Source organism: Occallatibacter sp. (assembly GCF_049802275.1).
Lineage (GTDB): Bacteria > Acidobacteriota > Terriglobia > Terriglobales > Acidobacteriaceae > Telmatobacter.
Genome location: NZ_JBARMD010000523.1, coordinates 20,600 through 38,364, shown reverse-complemented (window position 1 = coordinate 38,364; position 17,765 = coordinate 20,600). Strand labels below are relative to the sequence as shown.

The following is a 17,765-nucleotide window of genomic DNA, read 5'->3' as shown; positions in this document are numbered from 1 at the left end:
CTTCCGTCGGAGTTTGTACCGCCGTCGCATTGAGGCCAATGCCGCGGACTTGCAATATTGTCCGCCGCATTGACCAGCCCGCGCTTCAGGGACTTCAGCTGGTGTAAACTAAATCAGAACCCCATGGGCCGGCTCACCCGAGCCGGCTCGACTGTGTCGGGACGTGGCTCAGCCTGGTAGAGCACTCGCTTGGGGTGCGAGGGGTCGGCAGTTCAAATCTGCCCGTCCCGACCATTTTGAGGACCTTTATTTGTTTGAGTCCTAGTTTCTTCCACTCGTCGGCGTTGGTCTTCCCATTCCCCAATGGTGACGTGATTGTGACGTTGTCGAGTGCGGTCACGGCTTTCCGTTTGGCTTCAGCGCGGATGTGGCTGTAATGCGTCAACATCTCACGGTTGACACGTCCTGCGATTGACATGATGGTTCGGTAATCCTCTGCAAACCGCGTCCAGAGCTCGAACTTTTTCAGCACACGCCGGAGAACACCGACCTCCATGTTTATCGTGCGGTTGCCGATGTTCTCAGCTTTCCTCTGTTGAACGTATTCGCCGAGTGTCTTGAGGCTGATTGAGCCCAGTTTCGCGGAGCCGAGGTGGATTTTCACTGTTCGCCCTTGATGCAAACTCTTGAACGTGAATGACGAGCGCTCTCTTGCCAGGGCACCCATTTCATGCCCTCTCGATTCCGCGGATGCAAATTATGTTCGGCGATGCTCTTCTTTTTTGCGGCTCGGGATTAGAGATGTCTGTCGCGGGATGGGAGAATATATTAAGCGAGCCAAACTTCTTGGATGTTGGTAAGCGATTGGAACACATGCGAGAAAGAAACGCACGGCCGGGGGAAAAACTCAGAACAACCGCAACTTCGCACCGCGCCTTTCTGTATAGATTCAATTTCCTATTACTTACAATCTCGTGCTCGCTGGCTGGATTGACCGGTTGCTTCGACTTCCACGGAGAAATCGCTTCCCCACCGTTGCCCCCGATCAAGGTCTTCCCGGTTTCAGGCTCTCCTATCGAGCACATCGTCGTGATTATGCAGGAAAACCGCACCTTCGATAATCTTTTCAATGGGTTCCCCGGTGCGGACACGGTTTCAAGGGGCGTCAGCAATGGTGTGGAGATACCCCTGAATCCCGTATCCCTTGCAGATCCGCGTGATCTCCATCACAGTCACCTCCGTTGGTGGCAAGACTGGAATCAGGGCAAGATGGACGGATTCGCACAGAGAGACGCAGACCCTCCAACACTCCCTTACTCCTATGTTCCGAAAAGCGAACTGGAACCTTATTGGACCATGGCGACCCAGTACACGCTTGGCGACCGAATGTTCCAACCAAATACTGGCCCGAGCTTTGTCGCTCACCAGTACATGATCGCTGGACAATCCGGGAACGCCGCGGAAAACCCCTCCGGCGTAATATGGGGATGCGACGCCCCTTCAGATACCCGGGTTGCACTCATCGGTCCGAACGGCACGGATCTGGAAGGAGTGTATCCATGCTTTGAATATCCGACCATCGCCGATATTCTCGATGCCAAGCAAATCTCGTGGCGTTACTATGCTCCAGCAAGCGCTGACAAGGCTTTCGTCCTCTCGGCCTTCCAGGCTATCCATCACATTCGCTTTGGCGACGACTGGAGGCGGAATGTGATATCTCCGCAGACCCGGATCCTTGCCGACATTAACCACGGTCAACTGGCGCAGGTGACCTGGATAGTCCCGGATTTCACTCATTCTGACCATCCGGGAACCGGTAGCAACGAGGGGCCGGATTGGGTTGCGTCGATTGTCAACGCCATCGGCGGAAGTCAATTCTGGCGGTCAACGGCCATTTTCATCACATGGGATGACTGGGGTGGATGGTACGACCACGTCAATCCTCCGACAATCGACAACATGGGGCTGGGTTTCCGGGTCCCCCTTGTCGTTGTTTCGCCCTACACACGGCATGGATATGTCTCGCATCAGGTCCATGAAGCCTCAGGGTTCATCACCTTCATCGAAAAGAATTTTGGCTTGCAGAATCTCGGTACCCGCGACGTCATGGCAGATGCTTTCTCCGACTGCTTTGATTATCGCCAGAAGCCCTCACCTTTCAGGACGATTGGGTCCAAAGTTGGCGTCGAGAGACTCCTTAATGAAAAGCCGACCGGACCGCCGGACGACGATTAGGGATGCGGACATAACATGTTCGCAGGCGAGATCGTCTTTCATTGGGAACAAATGCATCCATCCCACTCAACGATCAATACCGCAATCTGGGCACTGGCACTTGTTCTTCAATGTGCCCTCGCGTTCGTGACGTTCAGAAGGGGAGTAGCTCGCGAGTTCCCTGGGTTCGCATCCTTGATAATCTTTTACCCGATGCGCGCTTTATTACTATTCGTGCTTTACAGGCACATTGAGACAGGCACTTACAGTCCTCTTTACAGTGGACTGTGGTTGGCGGAAATTCTCCTGGGGACATTTGTCGCTGTCGAACTTATACGGCGACTCAATCGCGGCATCGGTGGGTTGACGGGGCGCCAGAGCCTTCTTATGCTTACCACTCTCTGCGCCGCATGCGGACTGACGTGGATCACTCTCAGCATGTTACCCGCCGGAGTGCGTGCCGATCGCATTCAGGTTTTGGCCTGGTTCGTCATGCTCGCGCTCTTCGGGGTGATCGTCAAGAGCTCTCGACATTCAAACCTGATACGGATCTCTGCAGGTCTTGCGATCTTCTCGCTGATTCAGCTCCTGACCCTGGCAGGGCGCACCCGCGCATTCATGAATCGCAATGAAGGTGCATACGTAGCCTGGTCCTATGTCCCTGCAGGCGGTTATCTGGCTGTCGTGATGCTCTGGCTCGCTGTTCTTCAAGAAGAGTCGGAAAGGACTCCGAGTAAGAGTGCAAGGGCGAAGTGAGGCGCGATGCGAGACCGCGAAATTCAATACCGAGCCTTGGATTGCCCTCTCAATGCCGCATGTTCTGAACTATGGCCAGCTGAAGAAAGCAGGAAGGCGTCGAGATTCTTTGGACTCTCAATTTGACCTTGCAGCATTGATTCGACGATGCCATGTTCGATCAGTTCCGGGGTGGACGTGAAGACCTCATTGCCCGACTTCTGGCCGGGAAAGTGAACCAGGAATACAGGTCTCTCGTCGAACTGTCCTAGGGAGACACGCTCCTCTTCTTGAGTCCAGTCAGGGCCAGTCCTCCAGAGGGGAACACGCCAGGAATGGTCGGATGAAATAATAATCGTAGTTTCACTTGCAGACGGGGTGCGATCAATTTCTCGTATCAGCGCACCCAGCGTGTCATCGGCCAGCGCCAGATTGTCGAGGTAATTGCCGCCTTCGGACAATTGATGTGTTCTTCGATTGTAAATACCGGGCGGATGCGGCACAGGCAGATGAATGAAGACAAAATGGATCTGGCCGTTTTGAATCAGATTCTGCGCCCCAGTCATGATGCTACGGTAGTCTTGGATATTGCGCTTGAGGAGCTCGGAACTCATACCTTTCTTTTGCGAGTGAAACTTGGCGAGGAGTGCGCGGGGCAATACAAGGGAATTGGCAAGAACAGACTTGTCTTCCGATGCGCCGTTCGCTTCCAACAACGGGATTCTCACCCATATCCCACCTACCCAGGAACAGCTGGTTAATACATCGGCAAAAATCCGACAGTATGGGTTATACCAACCAGCCACGCCAGGATTCCACCCGTTGGTTTTGGCCTCTTCGAACAGGGTGCGGTTCGGATCGTAGCTGACTTCTCGGGTACGATCCGAATCCGGATTCAGCAACTTGCCCTCAAAGGTGCTCCTTATCTGATCAATCTCGCGCCCCGCGAGCAATGACGGGATGATGTTTTCGGTATAGATGCCGACGGGCTTGATATTCCCCAGAGAAGTACTTTCGGACCGCAAGCGCTGAAAATTGATGAATTGCTGCCCACTTGGTGGATGGTCGAACGTGAGATTGTAGGAGAGTTCATCGAAAAGAATCCAAACAATTCGTTTGCTGGAACCGGAGTCTCTTTGTGCCAGCGAACGGTCGAATGATGGAACCCCGCGCACCACAAACCCCATATAAAGGAGCTGGGAGATTATCCAGAAGGCGCAAAAGGCGAATGCCGTCAGACCAAGGCGTATTGTACGGACAAGCGAGTCGGTGCTGCCAGGTTTCGTCCACGCAAGTATGGCGAGAAGTGCCACGCTCGCTACGAGGATTGGGTGTGAGTACGTATACCACCACTTGTCAATTGAATCGAGAAGAAAATGATGCCGGGTCACTGAGAAGCCGTCGGACTGCCCGCCATACGACATGTTAAGCAGGAATAGAGCCGTGCCTAGAATGCGCGATATGAAGAGGCCCGTCAGACTTGCACTGACGATTCCACCCGCCAGAGGAGAAATCCGCGCCAGCAGCGTAAGCAGCGAGACGCCGAGAAGGAACAGGCCGAGCACATCAAGCAAGAGCCCGCCGATCAAATTAGTTAGCGGGAGCTGATGATGATAAATGAGCAGATGGTCTGACATCAGCAACGGACAGAGGTACGGCAGCAGGAGAAACACCGATGCGCCGATTGCTTCGAGAAACCATCGTGGCTTCATGATGCGCTTTTCTCGACGAGCCACATGGTTCGGCCATTTGGCAAGGGCTCACGATTGCGGACAATGAACCGGCTTGAAAGGATCTGGACAAAATACTCTTCATTGAGATGCCCATAGAGTTCTTCCCTGCCGCGACAAAGCCCAGCAAATTGGGAGTCCTCTTTGGGAATCCATTCAAGGATGGCCCAGCGCTTGGAAATGTGCGCCAGCTGATCGATGATGGAGCGCAGAGGAATCTGATCGGCGACCAATAGGTGATGAAGGACTCCCAGCATTAGGACGCAGTCGAATTGACCATCCGCTCGGGACAGGAGGCTATCGTTCTCGCCGTTCTGCCAACCCACGCCGGGGGTAGGCCGCGCGAAGTCAGCGACCATCGGGAGAATCGATAACCCGCCGCTGTAGGCTGTTTGCCAATTAAGATCCGCTGCCTGCACATCGGTGTCCCAGGCAACCACGTCTGCGCCGGTTTCGGCTGCAATGCGCGAGTAAACACCGGTATTTGCGCCCACGTCGAGAACTCGGGCAGCCCGAACGCCATTTATGGTTCGACGAACGAAATCTTGCTTGGCGGAGTGATCTTCCGGTTTGTAGTGGCACGCCGTTTCGGTATACCTGCTCCATCTCGATGCGTGCGCCGGCGAGGCTAGCGCACCCAACAACCGGCGCGTCTTACGCAGTGTACGTCGCAGAACAAGGGCCGATACTTCGGGAGTCACCTCGGGCCTATATGATCTGACCCGTCCACTTTTCTCAAAGACTCTCTTTTGCAGAAGCAATGGGAAGGTCACAAGAGAACGCAGAGGGCGACGCCAGCGGCGAGAAAATGGAAGCCAGGGCGCGAGGTCTGCAGATTCGTATCCATCGCGGCGCTGCTGTGTCGCAGCGAGAGGCCAGCCGAGATAGTTATACGCTGCGAGGGGCAACAGGAATGTGCGCACAAACTGCGCATAGGCAAGCCAGAGCGGGCTGCGAAAATCTCGTTTCTCGAAAGACAACACGTCGACAAAGACGGCGCGCGGCCCGGAAAACAGGATATTAAGCGGCGTGGCATCTTTGAGGATATATCCGCTATCCAGAGCATCGTCGCACAAATCGAGCGTAAGCGAAGCTGCATGCTTCCACTGACCGGGTGTCCACTCCCAGGGATAGGAAGGGAAAAAGAGGCGCTCGTGCTGGAGCAAAGTAGGTCGTCCCGAATGAGTCGGGAGAACTTCGGTGGGAACCATCCGACGCTGTTGAAACCAAAGTTTAGCAAGAGGGGACCCAATCCAGGCTAAGACTTCCTCCGCGTGCCCTGGGTAGATTTCTCGGAGAATGCGATCGCCATCCCGATAGAGTCGCCCTTGAGGATCCCGGAAAGTTCCGTGTACCTGCGCCGCGACCGGCTCAACGGTTTGCAATATCGTTACCGGCTCTCGTAGACCACTTGCCAAAAAACTCAAAAAGATTGCGGATCTTCTTGCGCAGCACGAACATCATTCCAGCGAATGTAGTGCCGAGGATCTGAAGGACGAGTAGTCCGGAACCTGGATCGATGTAAGCGTGTGCGGGTTCAGCGGTGGAGTTAAATAAGATAAAAAAACAAATGACAGTACAAGTGGCATAAAGTACCTTCATCAAGCAACGCACCACCATTGAGGCCCTCTTTCGCTTTAGCTCATTTTCATGCTGTATCAAGCTAGAGTAATCGCGCCTCATTCACCCAGCCTGTGACCCCAGCCCTTCTAATTAGGGAACTAAGTGGTCTATAATCACAAAGGAATGTCGCTGGTTGTCACCTGCTCCTCTAATTGAAGTCATGACCTTCAGAACGAAGGACAGAGCAGCGAGGGCTTGGATACTTTCTCGGCGTCCCCGAATCTTCGGCGAGTTCCAAAATCGCAATAGGTGTGTGAGCGATGTTTTGCGGCCCCCCCCATTTTTAGTTTGTTTCGGTTCCCAAGTTTCCCTATTGACCGCATTGGTCGTCTAAGTCTCCAATCTGGACGCCTTCCTGGTAGTGGACGGTCGTTTTCAGTGCTGTATCTCTTCTGCGTCGTTGCGCTTGGCACTGCGGAAAGCTGGTTTGACAGTCTCGGGCGTCTTGTCTGATGCCGGTGCACTCTCGCAGACTCTCCAAACGCACAACTAAGGGCCGAGCGATGGCGGCCAACTTTTGGTCGTTCTGACATAGACAGAGAAAAACCGCCGAAACCGCCCTGTGCTGCGCTCGGGGGTTTCCGCCGGAAGCGGCGTGCTGGTGGAAGAAGATTGCCTGATAACAATTCAGCGTTCGGATCTTTTCAAAACCACGGACATGCTGCTGCCGACGCTGGCGAAATCTGAAATGTCGAATGAAGGATCGGAACCGTCGGGTGCTGGCCCAATGACCGGCCCGTTGGGATCCGGCTTCTTGGGAACGGGCATGCTCCAGGGCAGATTGACGGTGCGCTTGAGTTCGAGCTGTTCTCCTTTGATTGTTCCCTCGAAGACGTTGATGCCCGATTTGAAAGTGACACGATCACCCTGGACGGTCCCGTCAACAACCGGGGCCGGTGCATCGTCGCCACCGAACCAACCGCCCGGCCCCTCGACGGTGCCGGTGAGTTTTCCGCCGTCCTGCGTGAGCGTGAAGATGCGAGGCGAACCCAGGAACGAAGCCGCCATGCCGGTACCAGGCGCCGATACAGCTACCCACAGACCCGTGATGCCAGACCCCTTGGGAATGGGCCGTTGCCAGACGGCAACTTGCGGGCGCAGTTCGATCTGTTTGCTTGAGACAGTTGCGATTGCGGACGTCACACCTGGGGCCGTGGCCTCGAGCGTGATGGTCCCGGGGCTCTTTTCGGCTTGGACAATTGCCATGCAATAACCGGAAAACGCTTTGCGCGAGCTGCCTTTGTCGGGGTCCTGATCGGTGGGGTCTCCGTTGCCGGTGCCGATGAGCTTTGCCGGCCCCGTGACCTTGAACGTGACGAGGTTGTCAGTGATGGGCACGGTGCGTCCGCTTGCGTCCTGCACTTCGACGGCAAACATGGCCACATCTTCGCCATCGGCGGACAACGAATCGCGATCGGTTGCGAGCACTAGTCTTGCGGCGGGTCCAGTGGTGTCGCGGCGCGCGGTCATAACCTGCTTGCCGTCTTTCCAACCGCGGGCTTCGATTGTGCCGGGCTCATACTCGACAATCCAGGCGACGTGCCCGTCCTTTTTTACGTCTTTTGAGCCGAGGCTTTTTCCGTTCAGGAATAGCTCCACCTTGTCGAGATTGGAGTAGGCCCAGACCGCGATCTTTTTGCCTTCGTAGCCTGACCAGTTCCAATGCGGGAAGAGGTGCAGTACGGGCTTCTCGGTCCACCACGACTGGTAATAGAAAAACGAGTCCTTGGGGAACCCGCACATGTCGAGAATGCCGTATTGCGAGCTGATGTTGGGCCATCCATTGGGCGAGGGCTCGCCGCGATAATCGAAGCCCGTCCACACATAACCGCCGCCAAGCCAGGGACGCGCGTTGCAGAAGGTCCACCATCCTTCAGCGGAGGCGCGGCCAGAGGTGGTGTATGGATCGTACGAGCTGACGAAGCCCTTGGATTTGTCGGTGATGTAGATTCCGCGCGTGCAGACGGCGCTGACGGTCTCGGTCCCAAGCACGAACTTTTCAGGATGCGCTTTGTGGAAGGCTTCCGCCGCCGGGTCGGCGTAGTGATAGCCGATAACATCGCAAACCGCGAGGCCGCCGGTGCCGCTTCCGGCTGCCTCGCCGTTGATCATGCCGTCAAGGGTGGTCGGGCGCGATCCGTCGTGGCGCGTCGCGACCTGCTGCATGGCGATGATAATGTTGGCGCCCTTGGCATTTGTCGCCGTCGGCTCTTCGTTTCCAAGCGACCACATGAAGACACTGGGATGATTGCGGTCGCGCCGCACGAGATCGGCGAACTGGCTCAGTCCTTCCGGATTGGACGACATCATGCGTGTCTCGTCCATCACCAGCATACCTAACTGGTCGCAGGCGTCCAGCAGTTCAGGCGTGGGCGGGTTGTGTGAAGTGCGCAGCGAGTTGCAGCCCATCTCCTGCAGCTTGCGGACGCGGTAGTACTGCACGGCGTCAGGCAATGCGACGCCAATTCCAGCATGGTCCTGGTGGTTGCAGGTGCCCTTCAGTTTTACGGACGCACCGTTAAGAAGAAATCCCTGCCGGGCATCGAACTTCACAGAACGAATCCCGAACGTTGTTTCGTAGCGGTCGACCGCTTTGCCGTCAACCTGCACTTCAGTCACAAGTTTGTAGAGGTTGCGGTCTTCGAGCGACCACAACGCAGGACGGCTTACGGCGATCTCCTGCCTGAAGTCGTGTTGATCGCGCTCCCCGATTGCAGCGGAGGCCGAAACATCCTTTGCGACGGGTGAGCCTGAGGGATCGATGATGGTGGAGATCACGCGTACATTGCTCGGCGCATTGCTGTGATTCTCAACTTCACTTAGGATGGAAAGCTTTGTTCCTGTCGGGCGAATCTCCGAGCGGACGAGGGTGCCCCATTGTTTGATGTGCACCGGGTTTGTCTTCACCAGCCACACGTGTCGATAGATGCCCGCGCCTTCATAAAACCACCCGTCACTACCGGTTGCGTCCACGCGCACCAGGAGCACGTTAGGCTGGCCCGGATTCGCGAAGTCTGAGACATCAAAGCTGAAAGAATCGTAACCACCGCTGTGCTGCCCGATATAGAAACCGTTGAACACCACCGTTGTCTCGCGGTATGCGCCATCAAACTCGATTGTGATCCGCTTACCGGCATCCCCGGCGGGCAACTCGAAGATGCGGCGGTACCACCCGACACTGTTTTCGGGATACTTGCGGCCGAGGGGATAGAAGCCCTTGCTCTGCAGATCGGGATCATTCTTGAAGGGAAGCTCGACTGTCCAGTCATGGGGCAGATCGATGCGGTGCCAGTCCTCGCCGATAAACGACGTGGAACCGGCTGGCATAAAGCCTCCCGTCTTCTGAAAGTTTCCGGCGGAGGCACTGCCGTAGCCGAAGTCCTTGGCCGGATCGTCGGCGTTTCCGAGGTGAAAGGTCCATCCGAAATCGAGCAAGAGGCGTTCGCGGCCCGCGCCGGGTGTGGGAGACGCTAGACTGGCGGGCGCACTTAATGGACCGGAAACCTCAGTGGCAGCATGAACGGCGGGATCGATGGGACCAAGTGCATGGGCCGTAGCAGCGACGGCGGGTGCAAGCAGGCTGGTCTTCAGAACATCGCGGCGTGAAAAGGTTTTCATTATGCCCCCAATTGAGATTGCTACAGGCTCGAATCTGTGCAGGATTTTTGTACCTTGACGTTATACACCCGGAATGGTGGAGGTTGCGCGCGAGCGGAACACTTTCCTCATTCGCCGCCGGTTGGCCAAACCTGCATCAGCACAATGACGTGCCGCTGTTGCACAAATCATGATGATGCTCGCGCTTGCGGTGTATAAGGGACAATGATGCAAGCCCTGATCAAGCTGCTACCTGCCAAGCGGGATAGGAACCCACGACAATGAGCCACTTCTGGACCAGGCGAAAATTCCTGAACCGCGCAGCAGGGTCGGCGGCCTCTTTGGCGCTCGCACCGCTGGCCGAATCAGCGCTGGCATACGGACCGACCACGCCGGCTCTTCAAGGTCGATTCCTGACCCATGTCTCGGTCGTGCGCGTAAATCAGATTGAGGTCACTCCCAGTCGCTCAATCGGCGAAGATGAGGCCCCGGATAATAGCCCTGACCAGATCCGCCTGCGGCGCGAAGCCTTTCTGCGCGGCAGCCCCAACGGCAAAATGACCTGGGCGATCAGCTGGCTGGCACTCAACGATACTCGGCAGGAATACAAAGATGTGCGCCGCCTGCTCGCGTCCTATCACGATCGATATGGCGATGAGATCACCTTCATTCCCGGCGGCTACTTTGCACCGATGTACGACACCCGCGATAACATCCGGATGACGATCCACAAGTCTCTTCAACTGATTTCAGAGATGGTGGGTAACCGATATCGCCCGGAGTGCCTCGTTGCCGGCTTCATGGACGCAGAGAACCAGCGTTTCCTCGCTGCTGATGAGGGTATTCATGTTTGCCAGGGCCAGATCTGGAGCCAGCACGGCATCGACAACGGCGATGGCGACGGAGGTATCTGCTATCCCTATTACCCCAGTCGCGAGCACTACCTCAAACCGGCTCAGGGTCCAAATGACTTTATCGATTGTGTATGCCTCGACGGCTGGACGTGCGACTTTCTTGCGGCGCGACGCAACGGCTTTGAAGGAGGGTTTAACAGCCGCATGGGTGTGGGTCCCATCGAGACTGTTGGAAACCTGGGAGAACAAGCCGGCCGCGACGAGATGATGGCTACCACCGCCATGCACTTCGACAAAGGGGACGCTCTCAACGGATTCGGTTGGGTTACGGGAATCTGGGAAGTATCGGTCCACCATGACAAAGACCTCGAGTGGTGGCTGCAGGCCATCAAAAGCCGATGGCCAGACACGCAGGTGCTCACCGAGGGCGCGTTCGGCATGGAGTGGCGCAAACATACGCCCAACAATTCGTTGCTCAACTACCGCTTCGATGCAAGGGGAACCGGGGCCCCTGGCTCAGAGAAGGACTTGGAAATCCAGTGGTTCATGAATCAGGAGTTCCGGCTGGCGTTGCTCCGCAACTGGAAAACGGATAGTCCAGAGATGGTCATCGACTTCACCCGGTACGATCTGCCCACGCAGGAACCGCAGGGGCTCCAGCGCGAATGGAGCCTGATGAACGTGCTGAATCAGAAAGAAACACGTCCCCAGGACAAGCCAATTCGGTTGGGACAACTGTCTCCCGAGAATCAACGACTTATTTACAGTCGGTATCCGCAGTTGAAGAAATTGGATTGAATCTCGGCCAACAAGCGAGGGCGTGCTCTAAAAACGCCTGAATTGGAGCAGAATCACGGCGTGGCGGACTGTTGCTTCTCCGCCTCTTTGATCAAGTTTCTGAACACGTCAACCGCCGGAACATCAGGCGAACGAAGCGCGTTTTTGGCGCTGTATCGCCAAACCGCCGGAGCGTCGAGTGCGTTGTCACGTTTGCCGCGATACACCGCAAACATATCCTGTGCTGGCGCAACCTCTACCTGCGGATGTGGATCTTGTGGTTGAGCACCCGTTGGATCGCCAGCCTGCGGGGGAGTTCCTCGATGGGCTCCAATCCCGACTCCTGAATCAGTGGGTTCAAAAATTACCGGGCGATTGTTGGTAGGGACGCCGCCGATTGTCTGTTGAGCAATTTTTCCGTTTCCTTTGCGAATGGAAATGATCAGGTCGGCCGATGAGACGTCGGGTGCGAGGGTGAACCGACCCCAGTTCATGAGGGCTTTCTCTACATCCTCCTGGGCTGTACGGTTCGCGTTTGGAGCTTCGGCATCGATTCCCGCATTGGGGTCGACGACAACGAGCACCGTCCTCGCCTCGAGAACGTCGTTTGGCAGGATGATCTTCTTCTTATCCTTGCCCGCGGCGACCAGACAGCAAATCAGTAACAAGGAAAATGCAAGGCTTCTGTGATAACGCATGACGCGCCTCCCAGGATGGAAGCTAGTCTAGTTCATCTGAGCCTCGCCTGGCAGGTCCCTGCGGGCGTCGTTCCGTGCGCGATTTCTGTGTAATCTGGCCATAACGCCAGGAATGCGGTGAATCAACTGAACTTCATCCATCGCCAGCCGGCAGATCCGGAAGCATCGTTGTATTCTTAGCCCGGAGAGCCCATCTTGAATGCTGATCAGCGGTCCTCAGGCAGGGGCTTCTTTGCTGTTAAGGTGATGTGGTGAGTTCGTTCAATATCGACGTTCTATTTGTAATTGCAAGGCGCAAAGTTTTCATCGCCACTCTGCTTGCTTCAGGACTGGTGTGCGGCGCATTCAGCCTAAAAGTTTTAGCGCAACTTAACTCATCCAGTGCCTTGGCAAGCGTTACGATTCACGGCAGGGTACTGGATTCAGCGGGAGAAGTTGTTGCCGGCGCGACGGTTCTGCTTGAGCAGAATGGTGCCGCGCGTCGTCAAGCCGTCGTAGACGCAAAAGGCGAATTCATGTTCTCCGGGCTCGCGACTGGTACCTACGTCCTGATTGCCGAGAAGGCGGGTGTCCGCAGCCAAGTCGCCTCACTGACAATCTCTTCACTCCACGATCAACCTCAAGTGGATCTCCGACTCGAAGGCCCTGCTGGCAGCGGCAAATCAGACCAGGGATCGGCAGCCCCAGCGGCGGCCATGGAATTCGCAGATAATCCAAACTTCGCAGTTGCCGGAGTCACGGATTGGACTGCCGCGGGTGGCCACGGGTCAGACACCAGTCTGCGTACGAGCGAGGCGCTGACGCGAGAGACTCTCACGCTCAAGCCCGGTTCTGTCGGCCGGGGCACGGCAGCTTCACCCGCAGAGGCAGCTATCGCCAGAGCCACAGAGGAAAAACTCCGCGCAGCTCTCAGCGGCGAGCCCAGAGATTTTGAGGCCAACCATCGGTTGGGCGAGTTCTATCTGCGCGAGGGCAGGTATCCCGAGTCCGCTGCGTTGTTGAAGACAGCGTATGAGATCAAGCCCGGCGACTTTGATAATGAATACGACCTGGCGCAGGCCTGCGAGAAGGTGGGCGACCTGTCGCAGGCCCGTGTCCACCTGCAGCATTTGCTTGCAAGTCACGATAGAGCGGACTTGCACCGTCTTGCCGGCTCAATTGATGAAAAACTCGGCGATCCTTTGACCGCGGTCCACGAATATGAGCAGGCGGTGCGCATGGATCCGAGCGAAGAAAACTATTTTGAGTGGGGCTCTGAACTGCTTTATCACCGTGCAGTATGGCAGGCGCAGGCGGTTTTCGAGCAGGGGGTGAGGCTCTACCCGAAATCCACACGGATGCTCACTGCGCTCGGCGCAGCCTTGTTTGCGGGTGCACTTTACGACGAAGCGGCGCACCGTCTCTGCGAAGCCTCCGATCTCAATCCGGCTGACCCTGAGCCCTACACGTTCATGGGCAAGATCGAGATTGCGGCTCCCAACCCCCTGGCCTGTGTGAGCCAGAAGCTCGAGCGATTTGTTCGACTGCAACCGGATAATGCGCTCGCGAATTATTTTTATGCGATGGCTCTTTGGAAGGAAAGTGGACGGTCGACCAACCAACAGACTCTCAACCAAATCGAGACCACGCTGACCAAGGCAATCAACATCGATCCCAAATACGCGGAGGCCTACTTGCAATTAGGCAACTTGGAAGCGTCGCGGCACGAATATCAAAAGGCGATCGGCTTCTATTCAAAGGCAATCGAGGTCAATCCGCAGCTGAGCGAAGCACACTACCGCCTCGGAGTTGCCTATGAACGCATCGACGAAAAGGAGAAGGCCAGGATCGAGTTTCAGCAGCATGACGAGATCGAAAAACAAACGGCAGCCGAAATCCTGCGCCAGCGCAAAGACGTCAAGCAATTCATCATCACTCTTCCCGCCAACCCTGCGTCTTCGCACGCCAACTGACGCGCACGGATTGTTTTTCTAGCTCGTATGCGGTTTCATCGTCGATACGATGCCGTCGCCTTCGCGAATCGTGATGATCTGGTTGGCCTTCACCTGCGTGAACTTCTCCAGCTTCTGGGTCGTAGGCCACTTCACCTCGATCAGGTCCACCGTCTCCACGCTTCCGAGTCCGAAATGCAGGCGTAGATCGTTTTGCGACATGACACTGGCGCCGCTGCTTACTTCATTCATCTGGATATGTTTTCCAGTTACCACGCGGACGCGCGCGCCGATCGCTGTTCGATTGCACTTGGTGCCCACCAGTTTGATCTTGATCCAGTTCTGCTTGTTGCCTCCGACATTCTTGAGCAGAGAGGGCAATTCATTCATGTTCAGGATCAACACATCCATGCCGCCGTCGTTGTCGAAGTCTCCGAATGCCGCACCTCTGCTGGAATATTTTGCGGTGATGCCGGGTCCCATTGCTGCTGAAACATCTTTGAAGTGCCCGTTGCCAAGATTCTTGTAAACCAGCCTGGGATTCTTGAACGTCTCGCCAAAGTTATAGTGGTCGATCTCCGGGTAGACATGCCCATTCACTTGAACAATGTCAGACCAGCCGTCATTGTCATAGTCAATGAAACCGCACCCCCATGCCACATAGCTGTTATTGATACCAACGCCGGAATCGAATGACAGGTCGCTGAATGTGCCATCTCCGTTGTTGTGGTACAGGTTGCAGGTATCGTCGGCGAAGTTTGTCTTGAAAATGTCGAGCCAGCCATCGCAGTCGTAGTCTGCAACGCCAAGCCCCATGCCTGCCTGCTCATGGCCGTCATCGTTATATGCGCATCCCGCCATTACCGCGACATCGGTGAAGGTGCCGTCGTGGTTGTTCTTGAACATGATGCTGGGTTCGGAATCCACCGCTACATAAATGTCTGGCCATCCGTCATTGTCGAAGTCGTAAGATACCGACGTGATGGAATACCGTGGTCCCGGCTTCAGGATTCCAGCTTTCTCCGAAACATCTGTAAATGTGCCGTCTCCATTGTTGTGGTACAGGATGTCTGTATCGCCGGGAAGTCCGCGAGGGCCGCACATGGTGGGTACCCCCTTCCACTGGCAAAAACTCATCTGGTCGATGCTCAATGGCTTATCGGGATCGAGCTTGACGAAGTTGCACACGAAGAGATCGAGATGACCATCCCGGTCGTAATCCAGAAACGTACAACCTGTGCCCCACCGTCCGTGCTCCTGATAGAGCCCAGCCTTATGCGTCACATCGGTAAAGGTTCCGTTTCCGTTGTTATGGAACAGAATGTTGTGACCCCAGAATGTGCAGAACAAATCGTCCCAGCCATCGTTGTCGTAGTCGCCGACGCACACGCCGGTCTGCCATCCGGATCGTCCCAGTCCGGACTTTTCCGTCACGTCTGTGAATGTGCCGTCACGATTGTTCTTGAAAAGATGCGTCGTGGGTTGTTTCCCGGCAGGCCAGTGCGCGTCGAAACGGTTTCCATTCGTCAGATAGATGTCGAGCCATCCGTCATTGTCATAGTCAAAGAAGGCAATGCCACTGCCCTTCGTCTCGATAATGACGCGCTTCTGGTCGATGCCTCCCCATACATTGGGAATATTCAAGCCCGCCTTCTCCGCTACGTCGATGAATTGAACGGGGGATGCAGGTTGAGTTGCTACGGCGGCTTCCAGCCGGGGCCTTCCGTTCCATGCCCAGAGCGGAGTAGCGAGCCGATCGAGCAAAGAACTGCCAAGTACAAAAAGAGAAGTCCCGAGAAAGCGGCGCCGCGGAGTGATCATAGAATGCGTCGATTATAGGTTACCCATACTTGTCTTTGAACACCCGTATAACTGCGGTGCCTCTTCGGTGGCCGCGAGTCCCTTCATTTGCGCTGAACCTTGGGAAAAGGATGCGGCACAATCCCAACGCCCTCTTTCACCGCGATGATCTGATCGATGGGTACGTTGGTCAGCTTGTCCACTTGCCCACTTGGCCACGTGATGACCAGTGATTCAATTTTGGTTCGCTTGCCAAGCCCAAAATGTATGCGAGGATCGCTGGCCGACATGTAGCTCGTTCCGCCCTTCGACTGTTCCATATGAACGAAGCCTTCCGAAGTAAGTTTCAGCACTGAACCAATTCCATCGCGATTGGATTTTGTGCCGATCAGCAGAACTTCGAGCCAGTGGTTCGCATTGCCTCCGTCGTTGCGCATCAGCTCAGGAAAATCGCCCCTGCAAACCACCGCGAAGCCGACGGCGCCGTCGTTGAAGAAGTCAGCTGTTGCCAGCCCGCGACCCGCCACCGGCTGGTTGAAGTCCGGCCCAAGCGATTCCGAAGCCTTCTCGAAATGGCCTCCACCCAGGTTATGGAACATAAGAAGCGGCTCTTTATAGGAAACCTCGCTATGGTAGAGCTTTACATTGTCCACCATCGCGCCGTTCGCCTGCACAATATCCGGCCAGCCGTCATTGTCATAGTCAATGAACTTCGCTGCAACACCGCTCAGCATAATCGCCTTATTGCCGATACCGGAACTGTAGGTGACATCGGTGAATGTACCGTCCCCGTTGTTGTGATAGAGGCGGTTTAACTCGAAATCTAGATGCGTAACGTAGACATCGAGAAACCCATCCCCGTCCACATCTGAGGCGTCGATACCCATTCCCGCTTCGTAGCGCCCATCCTCGCTCGCCGCCAATCCCGAGATCAGCGATTCATCTGAGAAAGTCCCATCGTGCTTGTTTTCAAAAAGGAAGTTCGGCCACGTGTCGTTCGCGATCGCAATGTCCGGCCACCCATCATTGTTAAAGTCGGCGGCAACCACGCCCATGCCCTTCGACTCGGCCGTGCCGATTCCTGACTTCTCGCTCACATCCGTGAACGTCCCATCATGATTGTTACGGTAGAGCTTCGTTCGCTGGCCGTGATAGTTATTTGGACTGCAGTAGGAGCGATAGCCGGGCGCTCGCTCGCCGCACCACTCGTTATTCTGCGGCGTCCACTCAAGATAGTTAGCCACAACCAGGTCAAGCCATCCATCTTTATCGAAGTCGACCCAAGCCGCGCTCGTTGACCACTTGCCTTCATCCGCCACTCCCGCTTTCGCAGTCACATCGGTAAAGGTGCCATTGCCATTGTTGTGGTAAAGAATGACGCGCCCATAGCCGGTGACAAGCAGATCGGGATATCCGTCATTATCGAAGTCGCCAACTGCAACTCCCTGCCCGTAGTGGCCTGCACCGCCGACACCGGCCTTCTCTGTCACATCGGTAAATGTTCCGTCGCCATTGTTGTGATAGAGGGCCGAGCGCAGGGGCTTCGCGGGCTTGTAGGCATCCGTTGCGCCCGCCTGCACAAAGTACAGATCCATCAGCCCATCCTGGTCGTAGTCGAGCCACGCCACTCCGGTGCCCATGGTTTCCAGGTAATACTTCTCAACCGATTCAGTGGAATCCTGCACGAAAGTGATGCCCGCCGACTTGCGAATGTCGGTGAAGCGAACATTGACCGGAGCACTCTGCGGCTTTGGTGGTTGCTGGGCGGCCGCCTTCGCAACGCCCATCAGGCCAGCCATTGCGACAAGCGAAGCAGAAACGCAGCCCACGAGCATCGTGAAAACCAGGGAAGAGCCGCGCAAGCTT

The 17,765-nt window shown here is 55.8% G+C and carries 10 protein-coding genes and 1 tRNA gene; 5 read left to right on the top strand and 6 right to left on the bottom strand.

Annotated features, from left to right (window positions below; all coding sequences use genetic code 11):
• Positions 1-157 precede the first annotated feature (157 nt).
• The 3 genes from WA354_RS18165 to WA354_RS18155 all read left to right on the top strand — a co-directional run bounded on the left by WA354_RS18165 (position 158) and on the right by WA354_RS18155 (position 2,910).
• Positions 158-234: transfer RNA gene (locus tag WA354_RS18165), tRNA-Pro, on the top strand.
• A gap of 741 nt (positions 235-975) precedes the next feature.
• Positions 976-2,175 (top strand): alkaline phosphatase family protein, encoded by a 1,200-nt coding sequence (locus WA354_RS18160; RefSeq protein ID WP_472814432.1) that lies wholly within the window; start codon positions 976-978, stop codon positions 2,173-2,175.
• Positions 2,176-2,367: 192 nt separating this feature from the next.
• Positions 2,368-2,910 carry a hypothetical protein gene (locus WA354_RS18155; RefSeq protein ID WP_472814431.1) on the top strand — a complete coding sequence of 181 codons (543 nt, stop codon included), beginning with the start codon at positions 2,368-2,370 and terminating at the stop codon, positions 2,908-2,910.
• Positions 2,911-2,933: 23 nt separating this feature from the next.
• Here WA354_RS18155 and WA354_RS18150 read toward each other — a convergent pair whose 3' ends face one another.
• The 3 genes from WA354_RS18150 to galA all read right to left on the bottom strand — a co-directional run bounded on the left by WA354_RS18150 (position 2,934) and on the right by galA (position 9,860).
• Positions 2,934-4,601, bottom strand: coding sequence for a sulfatase-like hydrolase/transferase (locus WA354_RS18150; RefSeq protein ID WP_472814430.1), 1,668 nt, complete (start codon positions 4,599-4,601; stop codon positions 2,934-2,936).
• Complete coding sequence (locus tag WA354_RS18145; RefSeq protein WP_472814429.1) at positions 4,598-5,785, bottom strand: class I SAM-dependent methyltransferase; 1,188 nt, start codon at positions 5,783-5,785, stop codon at positions 4,598-4,600. The genes WA354_RS18150 and WA354_RS18145 overlap by 4 nt, the downstream gene beginning before the upstream one ends.
• Positions 5,786-6,869: 1,084 nt before the next feature.
• Positions 6,870-9,860, bottom strand: coding sequence for a beta-galactosidase GalA (galA, locus tag WA354_RS18140; RefSeq protein WP_472814428.1), 2,991 nt, complete (start codon positions 9,858-9,860; stop codon positions 6,870-6,872).
• A gap of 260 nt (positions 9,861-10,120) precedes the next feature.
• On the opposite strand from galA, the gene WA354_RS18135 reads away from it, so the two are divergent.
• Positions 10,121-11,491 (top strand): DUF3863 domain-containing protein, encoded by a 1,371-nt coding sequence (locus tag WA354_RS18135; RefSeq protein WP_472814427.1) that lies wholly within the window; start codon positions 10,121-10,123, stop codon positions 11,489-11,491.
• Positions 11,492-11,544: 53 nt separating this feature from the next.
• Here the strand turns inward: WA354_RS18135 and WA354_RS18130 are convergent, their stop codons facing one another.
• Positions 11,545-12,168, bottom strand: coding sequence for a hypothetical protein (locus WA354_RS18130; RefSeq protein ID WP_472814426.1), 624 nt, complete (start codon positions 12,166-12,168; stop codon positions 11,545-11,547).
• A 251-nt stretch (positions 12,169-12,419) separates the two neighbouring features.
• On the opposite strand from WA354_RS18130, the gene WA354_RS18125 reads away from it, so the two are divergent.
• Positions 12,420-14,120 carry a tetratricopeptide repeat protein gene (locus WA354_RS18125; protein WP_472814425.1) on the top strand — a complete coding sequence of 567 codons (1,701 nt, stop codon included), beginning with the start codon at positions 12,420-12,422 and terminating at the stop codon, positions 14,118-14,120.
• A gap of 18 nt (positions 14,121-14,138) precedes the next feature.
• Here WA354_RS18125 and WA354_RS18120 read toward each other — a convergent pair whose 3' ends face one another.
• Together WA354_RS18120 and WA354_RS18115 are read right to left on the bottom strand one after the other, a co-directional pair.
• A complete protein-coding gene (locus tag WA354_RS18120) occupies positions 14,139-15,920 on the bottom strand; it encodes a CRTAC1 family protein (protein WP_472814424.1) in 1,782 nt (593 codons plus the stop codon).
• 83 nt (positions 15,921-16,003) lie between these two features.
• Complete coding sequence (locus tag WA354_RS18115) at positions 16,004-17,761, bottom strand: CRTAC1 family protein (RefSeq protein ID WP_472814423.1); 1,758 nt, start codon at positions 17,759-17,761, stop codon at positions 16,004-16,006.
• Between the last annotated feature and the right edge of the window lie 4 nt (positions 17,762-17,765).